This is a genomic window from Arthrobacter cheniae, from assembly GCF_003602275.1.
Taxonomy (GTDB): domain Bacteria; phylum Actinomycetota; class Actinomycetes; order Actinomycetales; family Micrococcaceae; genus Arthrobacter_D; species Arthrobacter_D cheniae.
The window spans coordinates 162,963-186,540 of sequence record NZ_QZVT01000002.1 but is presented as its reverse complement, the minus strand read 5'-3'; the positions used below and the strand labels follow the sequence as shown (position 1 = coordinate 186,540).

At 67.7% G+C, this 23,578-nt stretch carries 17 protein-coding genes; 11 read left to right on the top strand and 6 right to left on the bottom strand.

All coding sequences use genetic code 11. The features are described from left to right. Positions 1–31: 31 nt before the first annotated feature. The 3 genes from D6T63_RS04100 to clpX all read left to right on the top strand — a co-directional run bounded on the left by D6T63_RS04100 (position 32) and on the right by clpX (position 2,844). A complete protein-coding gene (locus tag D6T63_RS04100; RefSeq protein WP_326963095.1) occupies positions 32–658 on the top strand; it encodes an ATP-dependent Clp protease proteolytic subunit in 627 nt (208 codons plus the stop codon). Positions 659–701: 43 nt separating this feature from the next. After that, positions 702–1,376 (top strand): ATP-dependent Clp protease proteolytic subunit, encoded by a 675-nt coding sequence (locus tag D6T63_RS04095; RefSeq protein ID WP_120147760.1) that lies wholly within the window; start codon positions 702–704, stop codon positions 1,374–1,376. Positions 1,377–1,551: 175 nt separating this feature from the next. Continuing rightward, on the top strand, positions 1,552–2,844 hold the full coding sequence (gene clpX, locus D6T63_RS04090; RefSeq protein WP_120147759.1) for an ATP-dependent Clp protease ATP-binding subunit ClpX: 1,293 nt from the start codon (positions 1,552–1,554) through the stop codon (positions 2,842–2,844). A 70-nt stretch (positions 2,845–2,914) separates the two neighbouring features. On the opposite strand, the gene D6T63_RS04085 is transcribed toward clpX, so the two are convergent. After that, on the bottom strand, positions 2,915–4,414 hold the full coding sequence (locus D6T63_RS04085) for a glyceraldehyde-3-phosphate dehydrogenase (RefSeq protein ID WP_120147758.1): 1,500 nt from the start codon (positions 4,412–4,414) through the stop codon (positions 2,915–2,917). A 211-nt stretch (positions 4,415–4,625) separates the two neighbouring features. Between D6T63_RS04085 and D6T63_RS04080 the strand changes: the two genes are divergently transcribed. After that, complete coding sequence (locus tag D6T63_RS04080; RefSeq protein ID WP_120147757.1) at positions 4,626–5,243, top strand: mycothiol-dependent nitroreductase Rv2466c family protein; 618 nt, start codon at positions 4,626–4,628, stop codon at positions 5,241–5,243. 60 nt (positions 5,244–5,303) lie between these two features. Here the strand turns inward: D6T63_RS04080 and valS are convergent, their stop codons facing one another. Together valS and D6T63_RS04070 are read right to left on the bottom strand one after the other, a co-directional pair. After that, positions 5,304–7,928 (bottom strand): valine--tRNA ligase, encoded by a 2,625-nt coding sequence (gene valS / locus D6T63_RS04075; RefSeq protein WP_120147756.1) that lies wholly within the window; start codon positions 7,926–7,928, stop codon positions 5,304–5,306. 49 nt (positions 7,929–7,977) lie between these two features. Continuing rightward, on the bottom strand, positions 7,978–9,504 hold the full coding sequence (locus D6T63_RS04070) for a SulP family inorganic anion transporter (RefSeq protein WP_120147755.1): 1,527 nt from the start codon (positions 9,502–9,504) through the stop codon (positions 7,978–7,980). Positions 9,505–9,732: 228 nt separating this feature from the next. Between D6T63_RS04070 and D6T63_RS04065 the strand changes: the two genes are divergently transcribed. Next, the gene (locus tag D6T63_RS04065; RefSeq protein WP_120147754.1) at positions 9,733–10,527 is read left to right on the top strand and encodes an SDR family NAD(P)-dependent oxidoreductase; all 795 of its coding nucleotides are present in this window, start codon (positions 9,733–9,735) and stop codon (positions 10,525–10,527) included. A 1-nt stretch (position 10,528) separates the two neighbouring features. Continuing rightward, positions 10,529–11,542 carry a diacylglycerol/lipid kinase family protein gene (locus D6T63_RS04060; protein WP_182976866.1) on the top strand — a complete coding sequence of 338 codons (1,014 nt, stop codon included), beginning with the start codon at positions 10,529–10,531 and terminating at the stop codon, positions 11,540–11,542. Positions 11,543–11,644: 102 nt separating this feature from the next. On the opposite strand, the gene D6T63_RS04055 is transcribed toward D6T63_RS04060, so the two are convergent. Then, positions 11,645–12,973, bottom strand: a complete 1,329-nt coding sequence (locus D6T63_RS04055; protein WP_120147752.1) for a cytochrome P450 — start codon at positions 12,971–12,973, stop codon at positions 11,645–11,647. Between the two features lie 433 nt (positions 12,974–13,406). Here D6T63_RS04055 and ileS point away from each other — a divergent pair, with 433 nt between their 5' ends. The 5 genes from ileS to D6T63_RS04030 all read left to right on the top strand — a co-directional run bounded on the left by ileS (position 13,407) and on the right by D6T63_RS04030 (position 20,073). Beyond that, the gene (gene ileS, locus D6T63_RS04050; protein ID WP_235830545.1) at positions 13,407–16,703 is read left to right on the top strand and encodes an isoleucine--tRNA ligase; all 3,297 of its coding nucleotides are present in this window, start codon (positions 13,407–13,409) and stop codon (positions 16,701–16,703) included. Next, positions 16,696–18,096, top strand: coding sequence for a bifunctional folylpolyglutamate synthase/dihydrofolate synthase (locus tag D6T63_RS04045; protein WP_407923702.1), 1,401 nt, complete (start codon positions 16,696–16,698; stop codon positions 18,094–18,096). Before ileS ends, D6T63_RS04045 begins: the two co-directional genes overlap by 8 nt. Before the next feature lie 7 nt (positions 18,097–18,103). Next, on the top strand, positions 18,104–18,535 hold the full coding sequence (locus D6T63_RS04040; RefSeq protein ID WP_120147750.1) for a DUF4233 domain-containing protein: 432 nt from the start codon (positions 18,104–18,106) through the stop codon (positions 18,533–18,535). An 89-nt stretch (positions 18,536–18,624) separates the two neighbouring features. Next, entirely contained in the window at positions 18,625–19,041 is a 417-nt protein-coding gene (gene ndk / locus D6T63_RS04035; RefSeq protein ID WP_120147749.1) for a nucleoside-diphosphate kinase, read from the top strand. Positions 19,042–19,107: 66 nt separating this feature from the next. Next, positions 19,108–20,073 carry an aldo/keto reductase gene (locus tag D6T63_RS04030; protein WP_120147748.1) on the top strand — a complete coding sequence of 322 codons (966 nt, stop codon included), beginning with the start codon at positions 19,108–19,110 and terminating at the stop codon, positions 20,071–20,073. Between the two features lie 63 nt (positions 20,074–20,136). Here the strand turns inward: D6T63_RS04030 and D6T63_RS04025 are convergent, their stop codons facing one another. Both D6T63_RS04025 and D6T63_RS04020 read right to left on the bottom strand, forming a co-directional pair. Further along, positions 20,137–22,263 carry a 3-hydroxyacyl-CoA dehydrogenase NAD-binding domain-containing protein gene (locus D6T63_RS04025; RefSeq protein ID WP_120147747.1) on the bottom strand — a complete coding sequence of 709 codons (2,127 nt, stop codon included), beginning with the start codon at positions 22,261–22,263 and terminating at the stop codon, positions 20,137–20,139. After that, the gene (locus D6T63_RS04020) at positions 22,260–23,510 is read right to left on the bottom strand and encodes a thiolase family protein (RefSeq protein ID WP_235830544.1); all 1,251 of its coding nucleotides are present in this window, start codon (positions 23,508–23,510) and stop codon (positions 22,260–22,262) included. Before D6T63_RS04020 ends, D6T63_RS04025 begins: the two co-directional genes overlap by 4 nt. Positions 23,511–23,578 lie beyond the last annotated feature (68 nt).

Below are 23,578 nucleotides of genomic sequence, written 5' to 3'. Positions count from 1 at the left end.
AGCGGCCCGCCAGAGTGAGAGGTTAACGTTCATGGCAACCGAACCAAGTACCCCGAGCATGGCCGCCCCCGAGATGGGCGGTCGTGACGAGTACATCTACACCAGGCTCCTGAAGGAGCGCATCATTTGGCTCGGTTCAGAGGTCCGCGACGACAACGCGAACGTCATCTGCTCGCAGCTGCTCCTGCTGTCGGCCGAGGACCCGGAGCGCGACATCTACCTCTACATCAACTCCCCGGGCGGTTCGGTGACGGCCGGCATGGCCATCTACGACACGATGCAGTTCATCCCGAACGACGTCGTCACGGTTGCGACCGGCCTTGCCGCGTCGATGGGTCAATTCCTCCTGTCCTCGGGTACGAAGGGCAAGCGCTACGCGACCCCTCACGCCCGCATCCTGATGCACCAGCCCTCCGGGGGCATCGGTGGAACGGCGACGGATATCCGCATCCAGGCGGAACTGATCCTCCACATGAAGCGCGTCATGGCAGAACTGACGGCAGAGCAGACGGGTCAGACCGTCGAGACGATCCTCAAGGACAACGACCGCGACAAGTGGTTCACGGCCCAGGAAGCCCTCGACTACGGCTTCTTCGACAACATCTCCGCGCACTCCGGTTCCGTCGCCGGTGGCGGCGGCACCGAGCAGACCGCGTAGTCCGCAGCAGCCCACTCCGACCAGTCGTCCTACAGGAGACACCATGAACCACGATTTCCAGGCAGCAGCGGGATCGAAGGCGCAAAACCTTCCGACCAGCCGCTACATCCTTCCCCAGTTCGAAGAGCGCACGCCCTACGGGTTCAAGCGCCAGGACCCGTACACCAAGCTGTTCGAGGATCGCATCATCTTCCTCGGTACGCAGGTTGACGACGCTTCCGCCGACGACGTCATGGCGCAGTTGCTCGTCCTCGAGTCCACGGACCCCGAGCGCGACATCACGCTGTACATCAACTCACCGGGTGGTTCCTTCACCGCGATGACGGCGATCTACGACACCATGCAGTTCATCCGTCCCGAGGTGCAGACCGTCTGCCTCGGGCAGGCCGCAAGCGCCGCCGCCGTCCTGCTCGCGGCCGGTGCACCCGGCAAGCGACTGGCCCTGCCGAACGCGCGCGTCCTGATCCACCAGCCGGCCCTCTCGGGCGGTCAGGGTGGCCAGGCGTCCGACCTGGAGATCCAGGCGAACGAGGTCATGCGCATGCGGACCTGGCTGGAGGACACGCTGGCGCTCCACTCCGGCCGCGCCTCCGAACAGGTGAGCCTGGACATCGAGCGCGACAAGATCCTCACCGCCGCTGACGCCGTCGCGTACGGCCTGGTGGACGAGGTCCTGAACTCCCGCAAGATGACCCCGCCGAAGATCAACACACCCTAGGTCCACGTGTCCGTCCGGCGGCGCAGGACCATCGGACGGACACGGGACGGCACTGAAGGACAGCGATCGAAGCCCGTGGCGCCGCAAGGCACCACGGGCATTTTGATACCGGCTCCCGCAGTCAGGTGGCCTAGAGTGGTCATAGCAATCGCGCAATACCTAAGGGGATTCAACCATGGCTCGCATTGGTGAGAGCACCGATCTACTCAAGTGCTCTTTCTGCGGAAAGAGCCAGAAGCAGGTACGCAAGCTCATTGCCGGCCCCGGCGTGTACATCTGTGACGAGTGCATCGACCTGTGCAACGAGATCATCGAGGAGGAGCTCTCCGAGGTAGCGGATCTCGGGACGTTCGAGCTGCCCAAGCCCCGCGAGATCTTCGATTTCCTGCAGGAGTACGTGGTGGGACAGGAGCCCGCGAAGCGGTCACTCGCGGTCGCCGTCTACAACCACTACAAGCGCATCCAGTCGGGCAACGGCCCCCGCGCTGCCGGTACCCTGGCCGACGCGGCAGAGACCGAAGACGTCGAGATCGCCAAGTCGAACATCCTGCTGATCGGCCCCACGGGTTGCGGCAAGACCTATCTCGCCCAGACGCTCGCTCGCCGGCTGAACGTACCCTTCGCCGTCGCGGACGCCACAGCACTCACCGAGGCCGGCTATGTAGGCGAGGACGTCGAGAACATCCTCCTCAAGCTCATCCAGGCCGCCGACTACGACGTCAAGAAGGCCGAGCAGGGCATCATCTACATCGACGAGATCGACAAGATCTCGCGCAAGAGCGAGAACCCGTCGATCACGCGTGATGTGTCCGGCGAGGGAGTGCAGCAGGCGTTGCTCAAGATCCTGGAGGGAACAGTCGCATCGGTCCCGCCGCAGGGTGGCCGTAAGCACCCCCACCAGGAATTCATCCAGATCGACACCACGAACGTCCTCTTCATCGTGGCGGGCGCCTTCGCCGGCCTCGAGGAGATCATCGGCTCGCGCGCCGGTCGGAAGGGCATCGGTTTCGGGGCCCCGCTCAGCTCCCTCAAGAACGAGGAAGTCAGCTACGGCGACGTCATGCCGGAAGACCTCCTGAAGTTCGGTCTCATCCCCGAGTTCATCGGGCGACTCCCGGTCATCACCACTGTCACGCACCTGGACCGCCCGGCGCTCATGCAGATCCTGACCGAGCCCAAGAACGCCCTGATCAAGCAGTACCAGAAGATGTTCCTGCTCGACGGCGTCGAACTCGCTTTCGAACCGAAGGCGCTCGAGGCGATCGCCGAGCTCGCCCTCGACCGCGGGACGGGTGCGCGCGGCCTGCGCGCGATCATGGAGGAAGTGCTGCTGCCTGTCATGTTCGACCTTCCGAGCCGCGAGGACATCGCCACGGTGGTCATCACGGACGACGTCGTCGCCAAGCGCGCCGAGCCGACACTCATCTCCCATGAGGTCGTCGCGAAGCGCCGCAACAAGTCCGCCTGACGGCCGCTCGACAGCTCGACAGGAGAAAGGCCCGGCCGAACGGCCGGGCCTTTTTCCTGTCACAAGGCGGTCACACGGTCGCTGCCAGTGCCTCGTTCAAGTCGGCTGCCGGGTAGGAGGGCGGGTGGACTCCTGCCATTTCTTCGAGGACGCGGACGACCTGGCAGCTGTAGCCGAATTCGTTGTCGTACCAGACGTAGAGGACGAGGTAGGTGCCGTCGGCGATGGTTGCGAGGCCGTCGACGATGCCGGCGCGGCGTGAGCCGACGAAGTCGGTGGAGACCACTTCGGGGCTGTCGATGTAGTCGACCTGCTTGCGCATCCCGGAGTGCAGAGACATCTCGCGCAGGTAGGTGTTGACCTCGTCCTTGGTGGTCTCCTTCTGCAGGGTGAGGTTGAGGATGGCGATGGAGACATCGGGGGTGGGGACGCGGATGGAGCTGCCGGTGAGCTTCCCGGCCAGCTCCGGGAGGGCCTTGGCGACCGCGGTGGCCGCACCGGTTTCGGTGAGGACCATGTTCAGGGCAGCTGAGCGGCCCCGGCGGTCACCCTTGTGGAAGTTGTCGATGAGGTTCTGGTCGTTGGTGAAGGAGTGGACGGTCTCGACGTGGCCGTGGATCACGCCGTACCGGTCGTTGATGGCCTTGAGGACCGGGGTGATGGCGTTGGTGGTGCAGGAGGCCGCGGTGATGATCCGGTCGTCGTCGTCGATGGTGGCGTGGTTGATGCCGTGGACGATGTTCTTCAGCGTTCCCTTGCCGGGGGCGGTGAGGAGGACTTTCGCGACGCCGGTGCTGGCCAGGTGCTGGGAGAGGCCTTCTTCGTCGCGCCAGCGGCCGGTGTTGTCGACGATGATGGCGTCGGAGATGCCGTAGGCGGTGTAGTCGATCGAGGAGGGATCATCGGAGTAGATGACCTGGATGCGGACGCCGTTGGCGGTGATGGTGTCCGTTGCCTCGTCGACCTGGATGGTGCCCTCGAAGGAGCCATGGACGGAGTCGCGGCGCAGGAGGCTGGCGCGTTTGGTGAGGTCGTTGTCGGAGCCGCGGCGCACGACGACGGCGCGCAGGCGCAGGCCGTGGCCCCCGCCGGATTTTTCGAGGAGCAGTCGGGCGACGAGCCGGCCGATGCGTCCGAACCCGTAGAGGACGACGTCGGTGGTGGTGCGTTCGTCGCGTCCGCCCTGGCCGATGATGTCGGCGAGTTCGGCGCGGACGAAGTCTTCCAGCGAGGGTCCGTCATCGGCGTGGCCGTGGTCGGTTGTCGTGCGGGCCCGGTCGTAGGCGAGGCGGAGCCGTCCGAGGTCTATGGCCGCGGCCCCGAGGTCGAGGTTCGCGAGGATCTCGAGCAGGGGAGCGGTGTCCTCGACGCGGAGTTCTTCGGTGGTGATGCGGCGGGCGAAGCGGTGAGCCTTGAGGATGTTCATCGTGGACTTGTTGATGAGGCTGCGCCCGTGAATGCTCGTCACCACATTGTTCCTGCGGTACAGGCGTCCGATGAGCGGGATCATGGCCTCGGCCAGTGCCTCGCGCTCTAGCCAGGTGTCGCGGTTCTCGGTCCAGTGCTGCATTGCCTGCGTCCCTTTCAGCACCGGCGATACCGGTGCGGACTCATTCAGCCCGATTGCGACGCAGGGATAGCGCCAGTCACCGTCGGCTGGTCGTGTCCCTTCATTACACCGTCTCGGGCGGCGTGGCACCAATCGGCGTGGAATACGGAGCCGCCGGGGCAGGTTGCACCGGAAAAGGCCACGGCCTCACCAACGTCTGAAGGAGTACCGCATGAGCGAGTCCACCACCGTCGAGAAAGCCGATTTCTGGTTCGACCCCCTGTGCCCGTTCGCCTGGATCACATCGCGCTGGATGGGCGAGGTCGAGCAGGTCCGGGACATCTCGGTCGACTGGCATGTCATGAGCCTGTCCGTCCTCAACGAGGGCCGTGACCTGCCCGAGGAGTACAAGGCCATGATGCTCCAGGCCTGGGGTCCGGTTCGTGTCATCATCGCGGCCCGCGAGCTCCACGGCGACGAGTTCGTCAAGAAGCTCTACGATGCGATGGGAACCCGCATCCACATCGGACAGGTCAAGGACTTCGACGTCGTCATCCGCGAGTCGCTGGACGAGGTGGGCCTGCCCGCCGACCTGGCGAAGTACGCCCACACGGACGAGTACGACGAGCAGCTGCGCGCATCCCACCAGGACGGGATCGACCGCGTGGGCGACGAGGTGGGCACACCGGTAGTGGCGTTCAACGGAACCGCGTTCTTCGGCCCGGTCCTCACAAAGATCCCGCGCGGTGAGGCGGCCGGCCGTATCTTCGACGGTGCCGTCCTGATGGCGGAGTTCCCGGAGTTCTTCGAACTAAAGCGCTCCCGCACGGAGAGCCCTACGTTCGACTAGGTCACAGCTGACGCAGAACGGACCCGCCGATCGGCGGGTCCGTCCTGCGTTCGATGGAACCTACTCCGCGGGCTGGGGCACCAGCTCGACGTCGGACACCACGAGTGCGCCATCACCCTCGGCGAGCCGGAGATCCTTCGCGTTGCCGGCGGCGAGCAGGTCGGCGAGACCGGCCCGGATGCGCTCGACCTGTGCGGCCGGGGCAGTCACGACGGCAGTCTCGACCTCGGTGCGCTGCTTGACCTTGGCCTCCGATTTGGCCTTGCGGATACCTCCGAGGGCAAGCGCTACCGACGTCAGGACACCGGCGTCGGCCGAGGTAGGGAGCGCGGTGAGTGCGTCGGCCGAGGGCCAGGCCGCCTGGTGGACGGAACCCTCGCGCCACCAGCTCCAGACCTCCTCGGTCGCGAAGGGCAGGAACGGCGCGAAGAGGCGCAGGAGCGCGTCCAGGGTCGTCGCCAGGGCGGTCTGCACCGACCGTGTCCCGGCGTCGTCCGAGTCGCCGTAGGCGCGGTCCTTGACCAGTTCCACGTAGTCGTCCGTGAAGGTCCAGAAGAAGGACTCGGTGAGCTGCAGTGCGCGCGCGTAGTCGTATTTCTCGAAGGCAGCCGTTGCCTGCTCCGTGACCGTCCGCAGTTGCGCCAGGAGGGACAGGTCCAGGGCGTTGGAGATGCGATCGAGCGAGCCCGCACCGATCGACGCCTCCGTCACGCCCAGGTTCAGGACGAATTTGGACGCGTTGAGCAGCTTGATCGCGAGGCGACGGCCGATCTTCATCTGGTTGATCTCGTAGGCCGTGTCCGCGCCCAGCTTCGCCGATGCCGCCCAGTAGCGCACGGCGTCCGCGCCGAACTGCTCGAGGACGTCGGTGGGCACCACGACGTTGCCCTTGGACTTCGACATCTTCTTGCGGTCCGGGTCGAGGATCCACCCCGAGAGAGCTGCGTGCTTCCACGGTACGGAGTCCTGCAGGGCGTCCGCGCGGACCGCGGTCGAGAAGAGCCAGGTCCGGATGATGTCGTGTCCCTGTGGCCGCAGGTCGAACGGGAACACCTTGGCGAACAGGTCCTCGTCCCGCGTCCAGCCGCCGACGATCTGCGGTGTCAGGGACGACGTGGCCCAGGTGTCCAGGACGTCGTTGTCGCCGGTGAAGCCGTTGGGCTGGTCGCGCGCGGACTCCTCGAAGCCGGGTGCGGCCTCCGCGGCGGGGTCCACGGGCAGCGCTGCGAAGGCTGGGAGGATGGGCTCGTCGTACTCGGGCTCGCCGTCGGCATCGAGCCGGTACCAGACCGGCACGGGGACACCGAAGAAGCGCTGGCGTGACACGAGCCAGTCACCGTTGAGTCCTTCGATCCAGTTCTCGTAACGCGAGCGCATGAAGGCCGGGTGGAATTCGATGTTCCGTCCGCGCTCGATCAGGGCGTCCCGCTTGCCGGCGTCGCGCCCTCCGTTGCGGATGTACCACTGACGGCTGGTCACGACCTCGAGAGGCTTGTCACCCTTCTCGTAGAAGTTCACCGGGTGCGTGATCTTCGTCGGCTCACCGTCGAGGTCCCCGCTGTCGCGGAGCAGGGCGACAACTGCCTCCTTGGCGCTGAAGATCGTCTTGCCGGCCAGCTGCGCGTAGTTGTCGCGGGCGCGCTCGGTGGCGATCCACTCGGGCGTCTCGGAACGGATGCGTCCGTCACGCCCGACGACGGCGCGCGTGGGCAGCTGGAGCTCGCGCCACCAGGTGACGTCGGTCGGGTCGCCGAAGGTACAGATCATGGCGATACCGCTGCCCTTGTCGGGCTTGGCGAGGGGATGTGCCTTGATCTCGACCTCGACGTCGAACAGGGGGGAGGTGACCGTGGTGCCGAAGAGCGGCTGGTAGCGCTCGTCGTCGGGGTGGGCCACCAGTGCGACACAGGCGGGCAGGAGCTCGGGGCGTGTGGTCTCGATGTGGACCTGCCGCCCGTCGGGCGCATGGAACGCGATGCGGTGGTAGGCGCCGGGCTGCTCCCGGTCCTCCACTTCCGCCTGGGCGACCGCGGTGCGGAACGTGACGTCCCACAGGGTCGGCGCCTCGGCGAGATAGGCGTCGCCTGCGGTGAGGTTCTCGAGGAAGGCACGCTGTGACACGGCGCGGGAGGTGTCGTCGATGGTCCGGTACGTCAGGTTCCAGTCGACCGAGAGCCCGAGCGTGCTGAAGAGGTCCTCGAAGACCTTCTCGTCCTCGACCGCGAGTTCCTCGCACAGCTCGATGAAGTTCCGGCGCGAGACGGCGTCGAAGTCGCGCTGGTTCTTCGCCGGCTCGGCGGGCGGACGGTAAGAAGCGTCATAGGGCACCGACGGGTCGCAGCGGACACCGTAGTAGTTCTGCACCCGGCGCTCGGTGGGCAGGCCGTTGTCGTCCCAGCCCATCGGGTAGAAGACGTTCGCGCCGCTCATCCGCTTGAAGCGCGCCATGACGTCGGTCTGCGTGTACGAGAACATGTGCCCCACGTGCAGCGATCCCGACGCCGTCGGCGGGGGAGTGTCGATCGAGTAGACCGCCTCGCGGGTGGTGTCCCGATCGAAGGCATAGGTCCCGTCCTCGCGCCATCGGCGGGACAGCCTCTCTTCGAGGCCCTCGAGCGCGGGCTTGTCGGGAACGGAAACGGACTGGGGTGAGGGCGTGTCTGTGCCCTGGGTCGTATCGGCCATTCCCCCATTGTTCCCTACGGCCGAGTGCCCCGATTCCACGGATCCGGTCCTACCCACCTGCCGCCAGGTGGCCGCCGAGCCGCTCGCGCATCGAGCTGGAGGCCTCGTTGAGGCCGACGACGTCGACGCGGGTGCCGAAGGACCGGTACTTCTCCTCGATGGCGTCCAGGGCGGCGATGGTGGAGGCGTCCCACAGGTGCGACCCGTGCAGGTCGATGGTCACCCGATGGGGGTCCGTCGCGTACTCGAACTGGGTGTAGAGATCGTTCGAGGACGCGAAGAACAGCTCGCCGTTCACCGCGTAGGTGACATGAGGGGCGCCGTCGTGCGTGTCCTCGGTGCGCTCCACGGTGACGAAGTGCGCGACGCGGCGCGCGAAAGCGACCATGGCGACAAGGACACCCACCCCGACGCCGATCGCGAGGTTGTGCGTCCAGACCGTGACGATCACGGTGGCCAGCATGACCGTCGTCTCGCTCTTGGGCATGCGCTTCAGTGTGGACGGCTGGATGCTGTGCCAGTCGAAGGTCGCGATCGACACGAAGATCATCACCGCGACGAGGGCCGCCATGGGGATCAGGGCGACGACGTCCCCGAGCGCGACGACGAGGATGAGCAGGAAGATCCCGGCGAGGAACGTCGAGATGCGGGTGCGGGCGCCGGAGGCTTTCACGTTGATCATGGTCTGGCCGATCATCGCGCAGCCGCCCATGCCGCCGAAGAAGCCCGTGATGATGTTCGCGGCACCCTGGCCCCAGGACTCGCGCGTCTTGTCCGAGCGGGTATCGGTGATGTCGTCGACGAGCTTCGCCGTCATCAGGGATTCGAGGAGTCCGACGGCGGCCAGCGCCAGGGCGAACGGCACGATGATCTGCAGTGTCTCCAGGGTCAGCGGCACGTTCGGGAAAAAGAGCGAGGGCAGGCTCTCGGGCAGGTCGCCCTTGTCCCCGACCGTGGGTACGAGCACGTTCGCGAGGACGGCGAAGACCGTCAGGACGACGATGGCGACCAGCGGCGCGGGCACGACGCGTGTGAGGCGGGGGAGCCCGAAGACGATGAGGAGTCCGACGGCGACCATGGGATAGACGAGGAACGGAACGCCGATGAGTTCGGGGACCTGCGACATGAAGATGAGGATGGCGAGGGCGTTGACGAAGCCGACCATGACGGACCGGGGGATGAAGCGCATGAGCCGGGCGACGCCGACGAGTCCGAGGATGACCTGGAAGGTCCCGCCGAGGATGACGGCGGCGATGAAGTAGTCGACGCCGTGGCTCGCGACCAGGGGAGCGATCACCAGCGCTACCGCCCCGGTCGCGGCGGAGATCATCGCCGGTCGGCCACCGAGGAAGGCGATGGTTACCGCCATGGTGAAGGACGCGAACAGGCCGAGGCGCGGGTCTACGCCTGCGATGATCGAGAAGGCGATGGCTTCCGGGATCAGGGCCAGGGCGACGACGAGCCCCGCAAGGACCTCGGTCTTCAGGAGTCGGGGGCTCTTCAGGGTATGAAGGACCGACTGACGCTCCATCGGTGTCAGGACGCGCTGGTCGGTGCTTGCCGGGGTGGGCGTCATGCGAGGTCCTTCGGTGGAATCGGGCGGGGACGCGCGCGCGAGGGAACGGGATGCCGGGGTGGCGATCTGCCGAGGGGCGGGGCGAGGGTCGGTCGATGCGGTCGTGCCTACCAACCCTAACGACCGACGCCGTCGAGCCGGAAACCCTCGGTCGGGAGGTCACAGGACCCCACAAACCCTGACGGGAACACTCGACAGGGCAGGTCTGGGCATCGCTACAGTTGCCCCATGACCCACATCACCTCCGCGCTCCTCGGCGCCCCTGCCGACCCCGCCCCCTCTGCCCTGCGCGCCGTCGTCACCGGGGCGAGTTCCGGTATCGGGGCGGCAACCGTACGTGCCCTCCGCCGGAGCGGGTGGGAGGTCATCGCAGCCGCCCGTCGCCTCGACCGCCTCATGGCGCTCGCCGAGGAGACGGGAGCCACCCCGCTGGCCCTCGACGTCACCGACCAGGCATCCGTCGATGCCTTCACGGCCGAGGTCACGGCGTCCGGCCCGATCCACGCCCTCGTCAACAACGCGGGGGGCGCCTTCGGAGCGGACCGGGTGGCGGGGGCGGTCACCGAGGACTGGGAATGGATGTACGACGTCAATGTCCTCGGCTCGATGCGCATGACGCGCGCTTTCCTGCCGGCTCTGCGTGAGGCCGGCCAGGGGAGTGTGCTGTTCCTGACCTCGACGGCGGCAATGGCGGCTTATGAGGGCGGCGCCGGGTACTGCGGGGTGAAGGCGGCCCAGCAGTCCATGGCTCGCGCGCTGCGCCTCGAGGAGGCCGAGAACAACATCCGGGTCATCGAGGTGTCGCCGGGCATGGTGCACACGGAGGAATTCTCCCTCAACCGGCTGGGTGGGGACCAGGGCGCTGCGGACAAGGTCTACGAGGGCGTCGCCCACCCGTTGACGGCGGACGACGTCGCAGGTGCGGTGGCGTTCACGCTCAACGCGCCGCACCACATGAATATCGATCAGCTCGTCCTGCGTCCCCTCGCGCAGGCTGCGAATCACAAGGTCCTCCGGGGCTGATGTGCCCCTGCCGGGACGACACCACAGGGCTCGCCGCCCGATCGCCTGTGGTCCGGACGTCCGATGGTCTCCACACCGAGACCGGCGCGGAGACCCGCGTCGCAGGGGAGAGGCGCTCCTCCTCGTCAGTCCGACCGCCGGTCGGGGCCGGGCACGGCGGCTCGGACCGCGCACCGCAGCAGCGCTGAGGCGCGAAGGTTTCGAGCTCTCCGTCGTTCGCACGGGGAGCCTGCGCGAGGCTACGGAACAGGCGCGAGCGGCTGCGCCGGGGAGCGTCGTCGCAGCCCTGGGCGGTGATGGATTCCTCGGCGCCGTCGCCGCCGGTGTCCAGGAGTCAGGCGCCATCCTCCTGCCCCTGGCCGGCGGCCGCGGGAACGACACCGTGCGACGCCTCGGACTGCCGCTGGACCCCGTGCGGGCCGTCCGTGCCCTCGCGCGCTATGCCAGCGCCGACATCGATCTCGGCCACGTCAACGGTCGCCCCTTTCTGGGTGTTGCGCACGTCGGGTTCGATGCGCTCGCGAACGAGTACGGCAATGCGGCGCGTCTGCGTCTCGGTCCGTTCGTCTATCTCTACGGCGGGCTGAGAGCTTTATGGGCCTGGCGGAGCGTGACCTTCACCCTGTCCGTCGACGGACAGGAGCGGATCTTCCCCGGCTGGTTCATCGCCGTGGGGAACACCGGACAGTACGGCGGTGGACTGCGGATCTGCCCTGGGGCGACGGTCGACGACGGCTTCCTCGACGTGGTGTCGCTGGGCCGCTCGTCGATCCTGACCGTCGCTGCCACCTTCCTCCGTTCGTACCGGGGCCGGCACATCGGCACGCCGGGTGTCGCGACCGCCCGCGGAACGAGCGTCACGATCACGGCGGACAAGCCCCTCAACGTCTACGCCGACGGTGAGCTCGTAGGCTCGCTCCCGGCCGCCGTGACAGTGATGCCCCGGGCGCTGAAGGTGCTGATGCCGGCAGGCTCACCGTCCCTCGGCCACCCGCACCCGATCTCGGGTCTCTGACCCGGGGAACGCGTGCCGCCGCCGAACTGTTTCGGCGGTGGAGCCGGGCAGCCGGCAGCGCCCGTGAAGGAGGAGCGCTCGCACCGGGGCCAGGCCCGGGGGTCAGGCCCGGAGGGACACCCCAAGTGTCACGGAATAGTTGTCCATCGTGCCCGGCAGGGGGCGGGCCGGGTCGAGCCTCGGGCCCTCCTGCACCTCGAAGTCATGCCCGCTGACCAGCGAGGCGAGGGCTGTGCTCGTCAGGAGCAGGACGAGCTGCTTCCCGGGACACACCACCGGGCCGTCGCTGAAGGGCACCAGCGGCCAGCCGTCGTCCTCGTCGGTGAGCCACCGCTCCGGGGAGAAGTTGTGGGCACTGCGGAGGTGACGGTCGTCCCGGTGGAAGTAGGGCGTGTAGATGAGCACGCCGCACCCCGCCGGCATCAGGCCCCGAGCCCACTGCACAGGCTGCGTCGTCTGCCGCAGGATCATCGGAGTGGTAGGCCAGAGCCGCAGCACCTCGAGGACACACGCGCGCAGGTACGGGAGGTGCCGGCGGCCCGACGTATCGCCGTCGATCTCGCGCCGCGCTGCCGCCATGGCCTCCGGATGAGTCACGAGAACGGCCAGGGCACGGAAGGCCGCCATGCCGGTATTGTCCAGGGCGAAGAGCCACTGGGGTACCTGATCCGCGGGTTCGGCGCCGTCGCCCTTCGGAGCGGCCGCGAGGGCGGCGGCAAGGCTCCCCGGTTCGGCGCGGGCGAGTTCGTCCCTGATGCGTTCGTTCAGGCGCGCGCGGGTGCGTTTTCTCACCGGCTTGAGGAACGCCCAGTTCCCGTCCTTCCGCAACCTGTCCAGCATCATGGTGAGCCCGGTATCGTCTGCGGCGTGGTCCCCGAAGACCACGCGGCGCATCACGCGGTGCCAGGCGTCCGCGAAGTCGTCCCAGGGCAGGGAGCCGGCGCGGACGGCGTCGACGAGGAGCTCCTGGATCTCGTCCTCCACCACGGGCACGAATGCGTCCGCGAGACGGTGCACGGGGTGATCGGTGTCCAGGACCTGTTCGTGCAGGACACGGCGCACCGTCCGCACCGGACCCTGCGAGATCAGGACGTTGGAGGGCTGGAAGTGCGACAGTGCGGCCTTTTTCTCGCTGCTGGCAGGGGAGAAGGGATCCGGCGATTGCGCAAGGACGGTCTCCACGTCCTCGGGCGCCAGCACCACGGCCTGCTTCCGGATCGGCAGCTTCAGCATCAGCGGTCCGTCAGGGTACTTGCCGTGCACCTTCCGCACGATGGCGACTGCCTTCGAGTCCAGTTCGAGGCGGGCGGCCAGCCCGACGGCCCGAGGGCGCTTGATGACCGGCCCCTCCGCGACCGTGGGAAGGAGGACCCCCAGCAGCAACCGTGCGGTGTCCAGAGCTGACGCGGTAGGGAGGGCCTGAGCGGGCATGCGGTGTCCATCCTGTTGCGGTTGAGTATCCGAACCAGCCTGCCAACACCGGGCTGTCACCACAACGGGATTCATCCGCAGCCGAACCCCTTGCCATGGTGCAGGCGCGCTTTCGACAACGAATTCAGGGCCGGGCTAGACTTGGGGGAACAGCATCGACCCGGCTATCACCGGTGAGCTTCCGGAAGAAAGGCCAGCCCCACGGGCGGCCCGTAGAACCGGACGGGATGGCCCGTCACAGCCTGAACGAGCGGCGGCCCCGCTCGCTGTACCCGCCAGGAGCGGCACGGCGGACGACGGCGGCAAGTGAGGTGGTACCGCGGGTCCAGGACCCCCGCGGCCGGTCAGGCAACCGGCGGTGGGCGGAACGGGAACCCGTCCTCACAGCAGGATTCCTGCTCCACCCGACGCCGCCGTACACAGGATGAAAACCATGCCGCAGATCTACCCGAAAGCAGTGTCACCCGACGCCCGGGGCGCTTCTCCCGGAACCAGCGCGTCCCCACGCTTTCCCGAACTCGAAGAGCGTGTCCTGCGTTACTGGCAGGAGGACGGGACCTTCCAGGCATCGATCGATGCCCGTGATGCCGGTGTGGACGGCTCGAACGAGTTCGTGTTCTACGACGGCCCGCCCTTCGCCAACGGGCTGCCGCACTACGGGCACCTCCTCACCGGATACGCCAAGGACCTCGTGGGCCGGTACCAGACCCAGCGCGGCCACCGCGTGGAGCGGCGCTTCGGGTGGGACACCCATGGGCTGCCGGCCGAACTCGAGGCGATGAAGCAGCTCGGGATGACCGACAAGCAGCAGATCGTGGCAATGGGGATCGACAAGTTCAACGACGCCTCCCGCGCCTCCGTCATGAAGTATGCGGGGGAGTGGCGCGACTACGTGACCCGGCAGGCACGCTGGGTCGACTTCGACAACGACTACAAGACGCTCAACCCGGAGTACATGGAGTCCGTCCTCTGGGCCTTCAAGACCCTGCACGAGAAGGGGCTCACCTACAACGGCTACCGCGTGCTGCCGTACTGCTGGAACGACGAGACGCCGCTGTCCAATCACGAGCTCCGCATGGACGAGGACGTCTACCAGGACCGCCAGGACCAGACCGTCACCGTGACCTTCCCGATCCTCGCCGGGGAGTCCGTCCTGTCGCAGGACCTCGCGGGCGTGCAGGCGCTCGCCTGGACCACCACCCCCTGGACCCTGCCCACGAACGCGGCGCTCGCCGTCGGGCCGGACATCACCTATGCGGTCGTCGACGCCGAGCGCGACGGCGCCGCAGGACGGTACCTGATCGCCGAGGACCTCCTCGGCAACTACGCCAAGGACCTAGGCTTCGCCAACGCGCCCGCCGCCCACGCCGCCGTCTCGTCGCGACACCTCGGCACGGAACTCGAGGGACTCACCTACGAACCGCTGTGGGACTACCTCGCCGATCCGGACGAGGGCGGATACCGCAACGCCTTCCGCATCCTCGTGGCGGACTACGTCACCACGACGGATGGCACCGGGCTCGTCCACCAGGCGCCCGCCTACGGCGAGGAGGACCAGAAGATCTGCGAGGAAGCCGGCATCCAGGTGATCCTCTCGGTCGACGAGGGCGCGAAGTTCCTGCCGATCTTCAGGGAAGGGCCGCTGGCCGAGATCGTCGGGCTGCAGGTCTTCGAAGCGAACAGGCACATCACGCGTGTCCTGAGGACGGCGGGCCGCCTCGTCCGCCAGGCCAGCTACGTCCACAGCTACCCGCACTGCTGGCGCTGCCGCAATCCGCTGATCTACCGCGCCGTGTCATCGTGGTACGTCGAGGTCACGAAGATCCGCGACCGCATGGTCGAGCTCAACCAGGACATCACCTGGATCCCGGGCAACGTGAAGGACGGGCAATTCGGCACCTGGCTCTCCAACGCACGCGACTGGTCCATCAGCCGCAACCGTTTCTGGGGCAGCCCCATCCCGGTATGGCAGTCGGACGACCCCGAGTACCCGCGCACGGACGTGTACGGCTCGCTCGCGGAACTGAAGGCGGACTTCGGGCGGCTGCCGGTGAACAAGCAGGGCGACGTCGACCTCCACCGTCCCTTCATCGACGAGCTGACCCGTCCCAATCCCGATGATCCATCCGGGCAGTCCACCATGCGCCGCGTCGAGGACGTGCTCGACGTCTGGTTCGACTCCGGCTCCATGCCGTACGGCCAGGTGCATTACCCGTTCGAGAACGAGCAGTGGTTCGACACCCACAACCCGGCCGACTTCATCGTGGAGTACATCGGTCAGACCCGTGGCTGGTTCTACATGCTGCACATCCTCTCGACGGCGCTCTTCGACCGCCCCGCCTTCCGCAACGTGATCAGCCACGGCATCGTCCTCGGGTCCGACGGACAAAAGATGTCCAAGAGCCTCCGCAACTACCCCGACGTCTCGGAGGTCTTCGACCGCGACGGCTCGGACGCCATGCGCTGGTTCCTCATGGCGTCGCCGATCCTCCGCGGCGGCAACCTCGTGGTCACCGAGCAGGGTATCCGCGAGGGCGTCCGCCAGGTGATCCTGCCGCTGTGGAACGTCTGGCACTTCTTCAGCCTCTACACGAACGCCGCGAACGGCGGCGCGGGCTACGAGGCGAAGACCGTGACGCCGGAGGCCGCAGCGCAGCTGAAGGAGCCGATCGACCGCTACATCTTGGCGAACACCGGCAACCTCGTCCGCGACCTCACTGCAGCGCTCGATGCCTTCACCATCAGCGACGCGTGCGAGTCCCTGCGTCGCTACCTGGACACGCTGACCAACTGGTACGTCCGCCGCAGCCGCCAGCGCTTCTTCGACGAGGACACGGACGCCTTCGACGTGCTCTACACCTGCCTGGAAGCAGTCTGCCGGGCCGCCGCTCCACTGCTTCCCCTGGTGACCGAGGAGATCTGGCGCGGGCTCACCGGAGGGCGCTCGGTGCACCTCACCGACTGGCCCGACACCGCATCGTTCCCCGCCGCCCCGGAGCTGGTGGAGCAGATGGACCGCACCCGCCAGGTGTGCTCGGTCGGTTCCAGCCTGCGGAAGGCAGCGAACCTCCGGGTGCGCCTGCCGCTCCGCGAGCTGACCGTCGTCGCGCCCGGAGCTGCCCAGCTCTCCGGCCAGTACCAGTCGATCATCGCGGACGAACTCAACCTCAAGGGCGTGCGCCTGGTCGATTCGGCGGATGCCGAACCGGCCGAGTTCGGGATCTCGCAGCGCCTCGTCGTCCAGGCCCGGGCGGCGGGACCGCGCCTTGGCAAGAACGTGCAGACCGTCATCAAGGCGGCGAAGTCGGGGGACTGGTCCGTGTCCGACGACGGAGTCGTGACTGCCGGCGGCCTCGCCCTCGAGCCGCACGAGTACACGCTCGATACCATCGTGGAGGGGAACGATGCCGCGTCGAAGGCCGTCACGGTCCTGCCGGGCGGCGGATTCCTCGTCCTCGACACGGAGGTCACGGAGGAGCTGGCGGCGGAGGGCACGGCTCGCGACGCGATACGGGCCGTCCAGCAGGCACGCCGAGACGCGGACCTCGACATCAGCGACCGCATCACCACCACGATCGGCGTCGCCCCCGACAGGGTGGAGGCCCTCGAGGCCAATGCGGCCCTGATCAGGTCCGAGACCCTGACGGTGGAGCTCCGCATCACCGCGGACGAGGCAGCAGGCAACGAATTCAGCATCACCGTCGGGAAGCAGGAGCAGCACCATGGATGATATGGACGACACCGGGACAGATTCCACGGGTATCAGTGCAGGGCTCGACAGGTTCTCGGTCGAGAGCGTGTACGCCGAGCTGCTCGGACGCGCGCCGGAGAACAGGATGGAACCGCGGATGGCCCCGCTGTACAGGGCCATGGAGATCCTGGGCGAGCCCAACAGGGCCTTCCCGATCATCCATATCACCGGAACCAATGGCAAGACCACGACGGCGCGCATGATCGAGAGCATCCTGCTGGCGCACGACCTGCGCACAGGCCGTTACACGAGCCCGCACCTGTCCCGCGTTACGGAGCGCATCAGCATCGACGGCGAGCCCGTCAGCGATGGGACGTTCGTCCGGGTCTGGGACGAGATCAAGCCCTACCTCGACATCATCGACGGCGAACTCCTCGTGGCCGGCGAGCCCCGCCTGACCTACTTCGAGTGCGTCACGATCCTCGCGTTCGCCATCTTCGCCGACGAGCCCATCGACGTCGGCGTCATCGAGGTGGGCCTGGGCGGGATCACGGACGCCACCAACGTCGGGGACGGGCAGGTCGCGGTGGTCACTCCGATCTCCCTCGACCATACGGACCTGCTGGGCGACACCGTCGAGGACATCGCCCTGGAGAAGGCCGGCATCATCAAGCCCGGCGCATTCCTCGTGAGCGCCATCCAGCCGCACGACGCCGCCCAGGTTCTCCTCGAGCGGGCCCGGGAGGTCGGCGCGGAATTCCGCTTCGAGGGCGTCGAGTTCGGGGTCGAGTCCAGGACGGTCGCGGTCGGCGGCCAGGTGGTGTCCCTCACCGGACTCGCCGGCCGCTACGGCGAGCTCCTGGTACCCCTGCACGGCGAGCACCAGGCGGAGAACGCCGCCCTGGCCGTCGCAGCGGTCGAGGCCTTCCTCGGCGGCGGTGAGCGTGAGCTGGACACCGTCCTGGTGCGCAACGGCCTGCGCGCCGTCACGTCACCCGGACGCCTGGAGGTGGTGCGCACCGCCCCGAGCATCATCGTCGACGCCGCGCACAACCCGGCAGGCGCCCGCGCCGCGGCCAAGGGCATCAACGAGGCCTTCGATTTCTCCCGCCTCGTGCTCGTCATCGGCATCCTCGAGGACAAGGACGCCGCGGGGATGCTCGCCGAACTGCACGAGGAACTGGGCGGCATCCTGGAGGACGTCTGCCTCACGCAGTCGACGTCGCCCCGGTCCGTGCCGGCGGCGGACCTCCTGCAGGCCGCCCTCTCGGCCGGTTTCGCCGAGGAGAACATCAACATCGCACCCTCCCTCGATGACGCACTGGAATGGGCCGTCATGAAGGTCGAGGAGAATAATGATCTGGCAGGGGGCATCCTCGTGACCGGCTCGATCACGGTGGTCGGAGAAGCCCGCACGCTCCTCGGGAAGTAGGCGAAGCATGGCACGCATGACGAAGGCGCAGCGCGAATGGCGGCCCGGCATGCCCAGGAAGCGCCGGTCCACGAAGATCCTGTTCGCCTCGACGGTCCTGCTGCTCGAGGCATTCGTGGTGTTCTTCGCGACGCTCGCGGTCTTCGGTCTGCGACGCGACGAGATCTCCCCCGGGCTCATCCTCACGGCGGGACTGATCCTCAGCGTGGTCCTCATCCTGACCTGTGCGGTGCTCACGAAACCCTGGGGCGTCGGCGTCGGCTGGTTCCTGCAGCTCGTTCTCATCGCAGGCGGATTCCTCGAGCCCACCATGTTCGTCGTCGGCCTCGCCTTCGCCCTGATCTGGCTGTTCGGCATACGGCAGGGAACGCGCGTGGACCGCGAGAACGTGGAGCGCGACCGGGTGCAGGCCGCCTGGGAGAAGGCGAACCCCGAGTAGGCCCGCCGGCTTGAGTAGAGTCGATACCGATACCAGCTGTTCCCATCGCGCGCCGTTCCACGGCAGCGCCCACCTGCCCAGGAGATCCTATGAGCGTTGAACGCACCCTCGTCCTCGTCAAGCCCGACGGCGTGACCCGCGGCCTGACCGGCTCCATCCTGTCCCGTATCGAGGCGAAGGGTTACACCATTGCCGAGCTCAAGCAGGTGCACGCCACCCGCGAACTCCTCGAGGAGCACTATGCGGAGCACGTCGGCAAGCCGTTCTTCGAACCACTCGTGGAGTTCATGCTGAGCGGACCGATCGTGGCGGCCGTCTTCGAGGGCCAGCGCGTCATCGAGGGCTTCCGGTCCCTCGCCGGGACCACCGAGCCGACGACGGCCGCGCCCGGGACCATCCGCGGTGACTTCGGCCGCGACTGGGGTGCGAAGGTGCAGCAGAACCTCGTCCACGGATCCGATTCCGCGGAATCCGCGGTGCGTGAGATCGGCATCTGGTTCGCCTGACCCCACCGAACGTCAACAGTTGCCTCGGTCATGTGCCCGGGGCAACTGTGTTGGTAGGTTAGGTCCATGATGACCTACCGCAGACTGGGTTCCTCGGGACTCAGCGTTTCCACCGTCGGGCTCGGCTGCAACAATCTGGGCAGGGCCGGCACGACCTCCCGATCCCAGGAGGGCACCGACGCTGTCGTCCATGCAGCGATCGACGCCGGCATCACGCTGTTCGACGTCGCCGATATGTACGGGGTCGAGCCGGGGGTCAGTGAGGTGCAGCTCGGGAAGGCGCTCGGCAGCGGGCGCGAGGACGTCGTCCTCGCCACCAAGTTCGGCCTCGACATGGGCGGGGTGAACGGCCCGGACTGGAATGCGCGCGGATCCCGGCGTTACATCATCCGCGCTGTCGAGGCCTCGCTCCGTCGCCTCGGGACGGAGTGGATCGACCTGTACCAGTACCACGCTCCGGATGCCCTGACGCCTGTGGAGGAGACCCTCGCGGCCCTCGACGACCTCGTGACGAGCGGCAAGGTTCGCTACCTCGGCCACTCCAACTTCGCGGGCTGGCAGATTGCCGAGGCCGAGTTCACGGCACGCAGCGGCGGCTACACGCCGTTCATCTCCGCGCAGAATCCCTACAACCTGCTGGACCGTCGCCTGGAACGAGAGGTCGTTCCCGCCGTCGAGGCCTACGGGCTCGGGGTCCTCCCGTACTTCCCGCTGGCGAACGGCCTGCTGACGGGCAAGTACCGGCGCGACGAGGTCCCCGCGGGGAGTCGGCTCACCCACTCCCGGAGGAACGTGCTGGAGACCGTGGACTGGGACCAGCTCGAGGCCTTCTCCGCGTTCGCGGCCGAGCGCGAGGTCACCGAGGTGCAGGTGGCCTTCTCCTGGCTGGCCGCCCAGCCCTCGGTCGGGTCCGTCATCGCCGGTGCCACCTCGCCCGAGCAGGTTCGCCAGAACGCGGCAGCCGTCGCGTGGACGCCATCGGACGACGACCTCGCGGAACTCGATCGGATCTTCCCCCGCCCGGCGGCCTGAGCCGTCCGTTCCCTCCGCGACAAAGGCCCCTGCCCGAATGGCAGGGGCCTTTCCAATGTCCCGTCAGGCCTGGTGGAAGGTCTTCCCGAGAACGCGCTCCGACGCCCCGACCCGGTCGAGGTAGGGCGTGATGCCCCCCAGGTGCATCGGCCATCCCGCGCCCATGATCATGCAGAGATCGATGTCCTCGGGCGCCGCGACGACGCCCTCGGACAGCATGCGCCCGATCTCGTCCGCCAGCGCGTCCTGCGTGCGGCGCAGGACGTCCTCCGCCGACGACGGCGTGCTCCCGCGCTCGATCAGCGCCAGGGTCTGCTCGGGGACGATCTCGGTGCCGTCCTCCTGCCTCTCCCACAGTCCCTTGACCCCGGCCTCGATGAGCTTCTGCTGGTTCGAGGAGACGTGGAACCGGTCGCCGAAGGCCGCGTGCAGCGATTCCTGCACGTGCTGCCCGACGGGCAGTCCCACGAGTGCGAGGAGCCTGAACGGCGTCATCGGCAGTCCCAGGGGCCGCAGCGCGCTGTCGGCGGTCTCCGCGTCCGTACCCTCGTCGAACACCGCCGTGATCTCGCCGAACATACGCCCGAGGATGCGATTCACCACGAAGGCAGGGGCATCCTGCACCAGCACCGCGTTCTTCTTCAGTCCCTTGGCGAGGACGAACGCCGTCGCCAGCACGGACTCGTCGGTCTTCGGTGCCCGGACGACCTCGAGCAGCGGCATCGCCGCCACCGGGTTGAAGAAGTGGAAGCCCACCACGCGCTCGGGGTGCTGCAGGTCGGCTGCCATCTCGGCGACGGACAGCGAGGAGGTGTTGGTCGCAAGGATGCACTCGGGGGAGACGACGGCCTCCACCTCCTTGAACACCTGCTTCTTGACGGACATCTCCTCGAAGACCGCCTCGATGACGAAGTCGGCATCAGAGAAGACCTCCTTCGAGACGGAGCCGGATACGAGCGCCTTGGTGCGGTTCGCCGCGTCCTGCGAGAGGCGCTTCCTGCCGAGCATCTTGTCGATCTCGGCGTGGACGTACCCCACGCCCTTGTCCACGCGGGCCTGGTCGATATCGGTGAGGACCACGGGCACCTTGAGCTGCCGGGCGAAGAGCAGGGCGAGCTGGCTCGCCATCAGCCCGGCGCCCACGACGCCGACCTTCGTCACCGGGCGGGCCAGCTTCCGGTCCGGGGCTCCTGCCGGGCGCTTGCCGCGCTTCTGCACGAGGTCGAGGAAGGCGTAGACCGTGGCGTGGAACTCGGGTGTCTGCATGAGGTCGGAAAGCGCCGCGCACTCGGCCGCCGCCGATTCCTTTTGCGACAGGGTCCGTCCGGCCTCGAGCAGGTCGAGGACGCGCGACGGCGCCGGGGCCGCATTGCTGGTCTTCGCCTCGACGAACGCACGTCCCGCGGCGACAGCTCCGGCCCAGGCGACGTCGTCGTACCGGGCGAGCCTGGCGCGTCGCTGCGCAACCGCCTCCGCTGCCTCGCCACCCGTGAGGACCCGTGCTGCCCACACCAGCGACTGTTCGAGATAGTCGGCGGGCTCGAACAGGGCGTCGGCGATACCGAGCTCGTACGCCGCGCTGCCATCGAGGCTGCGGTTGTTGCTGAGCGGGTTCTCGATCATGACCTTGACGGCGTTCGCAGGCCCGATCAGGCGCGGCAGGCGGTACACGCCGCCCCAGCCCGGGACGAGCCCGATGAACGCTTCCGGCAGCCCGATGCCGTTGGCACCCGAGGACACCGTCCGGTAGTTGGCCGCGAGAGCCACTTCGAGCCCGCCACCGAGCGCAACTCCGTTGATGAACGCGAAACTCGGCACGCCCATGTCGGACAGCAGGTCATAGGCTTCATGGCCGAGCTCCGCCATGAGCCTGCCGAGGTGCTCCGACCTCACGCTCTTGACGGTGCTCAGATCGGCTCCCGCCACCAGGAAGTAGGGCTTGCCCGTGACGGCGACGGCGCTGATCTCGCCCCGTGCGGCGCGTTCCTTCAGTCCCTCGAGCGTGCGGCCGAACTCGATGAGGGTGTTCGGCCCCAGCGTCGTCGGCTTCGTGGAATCCAGGTCGTTGTCCAGCGTGATGAGCGCAAGGACGCCGGCACCCTCGGGAAGGGCGATGTCCTGGACGTAGGAGTGGGTTACCACCTCGGTGGGGACGAGCCCGACCAGTTCGTCGTAGCGTTCGAAGCTCATGCTGCATCCTGTCCGTAGTGCTCGTGGTGGGGGTTCTCCCAGATGACGGTGGCACCCATGCCGAGACCGATGCACATGGTGGTCATGCCGTAGCGCACCGAGGGGTCCTCTTCGAACTGGCGTGCGAGCTGGTTCATGAGGCGGACGCCGGAGGACGCGAGCGGGTGCCCGACGGCGATGGCTCCGCCGTAGCGGTTGACGCGCGGATCCTCGTCGTCGATGCCGAAGTGGTCGAGGAAACTCAGGACCTGGACGGCGAAGGCCTCGTTGATCTCGAAGAGGCCGATGTCGGCGATGTCGAGGCCCGCCTGGCGCAGGGCCTTCTCGGTCGCGGGAACCGGGCCTATCCCCATCACCTCGGGCTCGACGCCGGCGAAGGCGTACGCCACCAGGCGCATGCGGACGGGAAGCCCGAGTTCCGCAGCTGCGTCCGCGGAGGCGAGCAGGGCCGCCGTCGCTCCGTCGTTCAGGCCGGCGGCGTTGCCTGCCGTCACCCGCCCGTGCGCGCGGAACGGCGTCCGCAGGGTGGCGAGATCCTCCACGGTCGTGCCGGGACGGGGAGGCTCGTCGACGGTGTTGAGGGTCCAGCCGGAGCCGGGCTTCCTGCCGGCCACGGGGACGAGGCCGGGCTGGATCTGCCCGGCCTCGTACGCCTGGGCGAGCTTCTGCTGGCTGCGGACCGCGTAGGCATCCGTGCGGTCCCTCGTGATGGCCGGGAAGCGGTCGTGGAGGTTCTCGGCGGTATTGCCCATGTTGAGTGCTGCCGGGTCGACGATCCGCTCGGAGACGAAGCGCGGGTTCGGGTCTGCGCCGACTCCCATCGGGTGGTTGCCCATGTGCTCGACGCCGCCCGCGATGACGATGTCGTAGGCGCCGAAGGCGATGCCGGAGGCCGTCGTGGTCACGGCGGTCATGGCGCCCGCACACATGCGGTCGATCGCGAATCCCGGCACCGTCCGGGGCAGACCCGCCAGGAGTGCCGCGGTCCGACCGATCGTCAGCCCCTGGTCGCCGGTTTGCGTGGTGGCCGCGATCGCGACTTCGTCGATGCGCTCGGCCGGCAGGGACGGGTTCCTGCGCATGAGGTCGCGGATGCATTTCACCACGAGATCGTCGGCACGCATTCCCGCATAGATGCCCTTGTCGCCTGCCCTGCCGAAGGGGGTACGGACTCCATCGACGAAGACGACGTCGCGGACGGCGCGTGATGCACTCCGCGGGGACGTGGTCCCGATGTGTAGGCTCACCTGTTGCTCCTCTTTGAGATGTTGATCCGCCACTATGTTACTGATGGGTAACATAGCGTGCAAGCAGC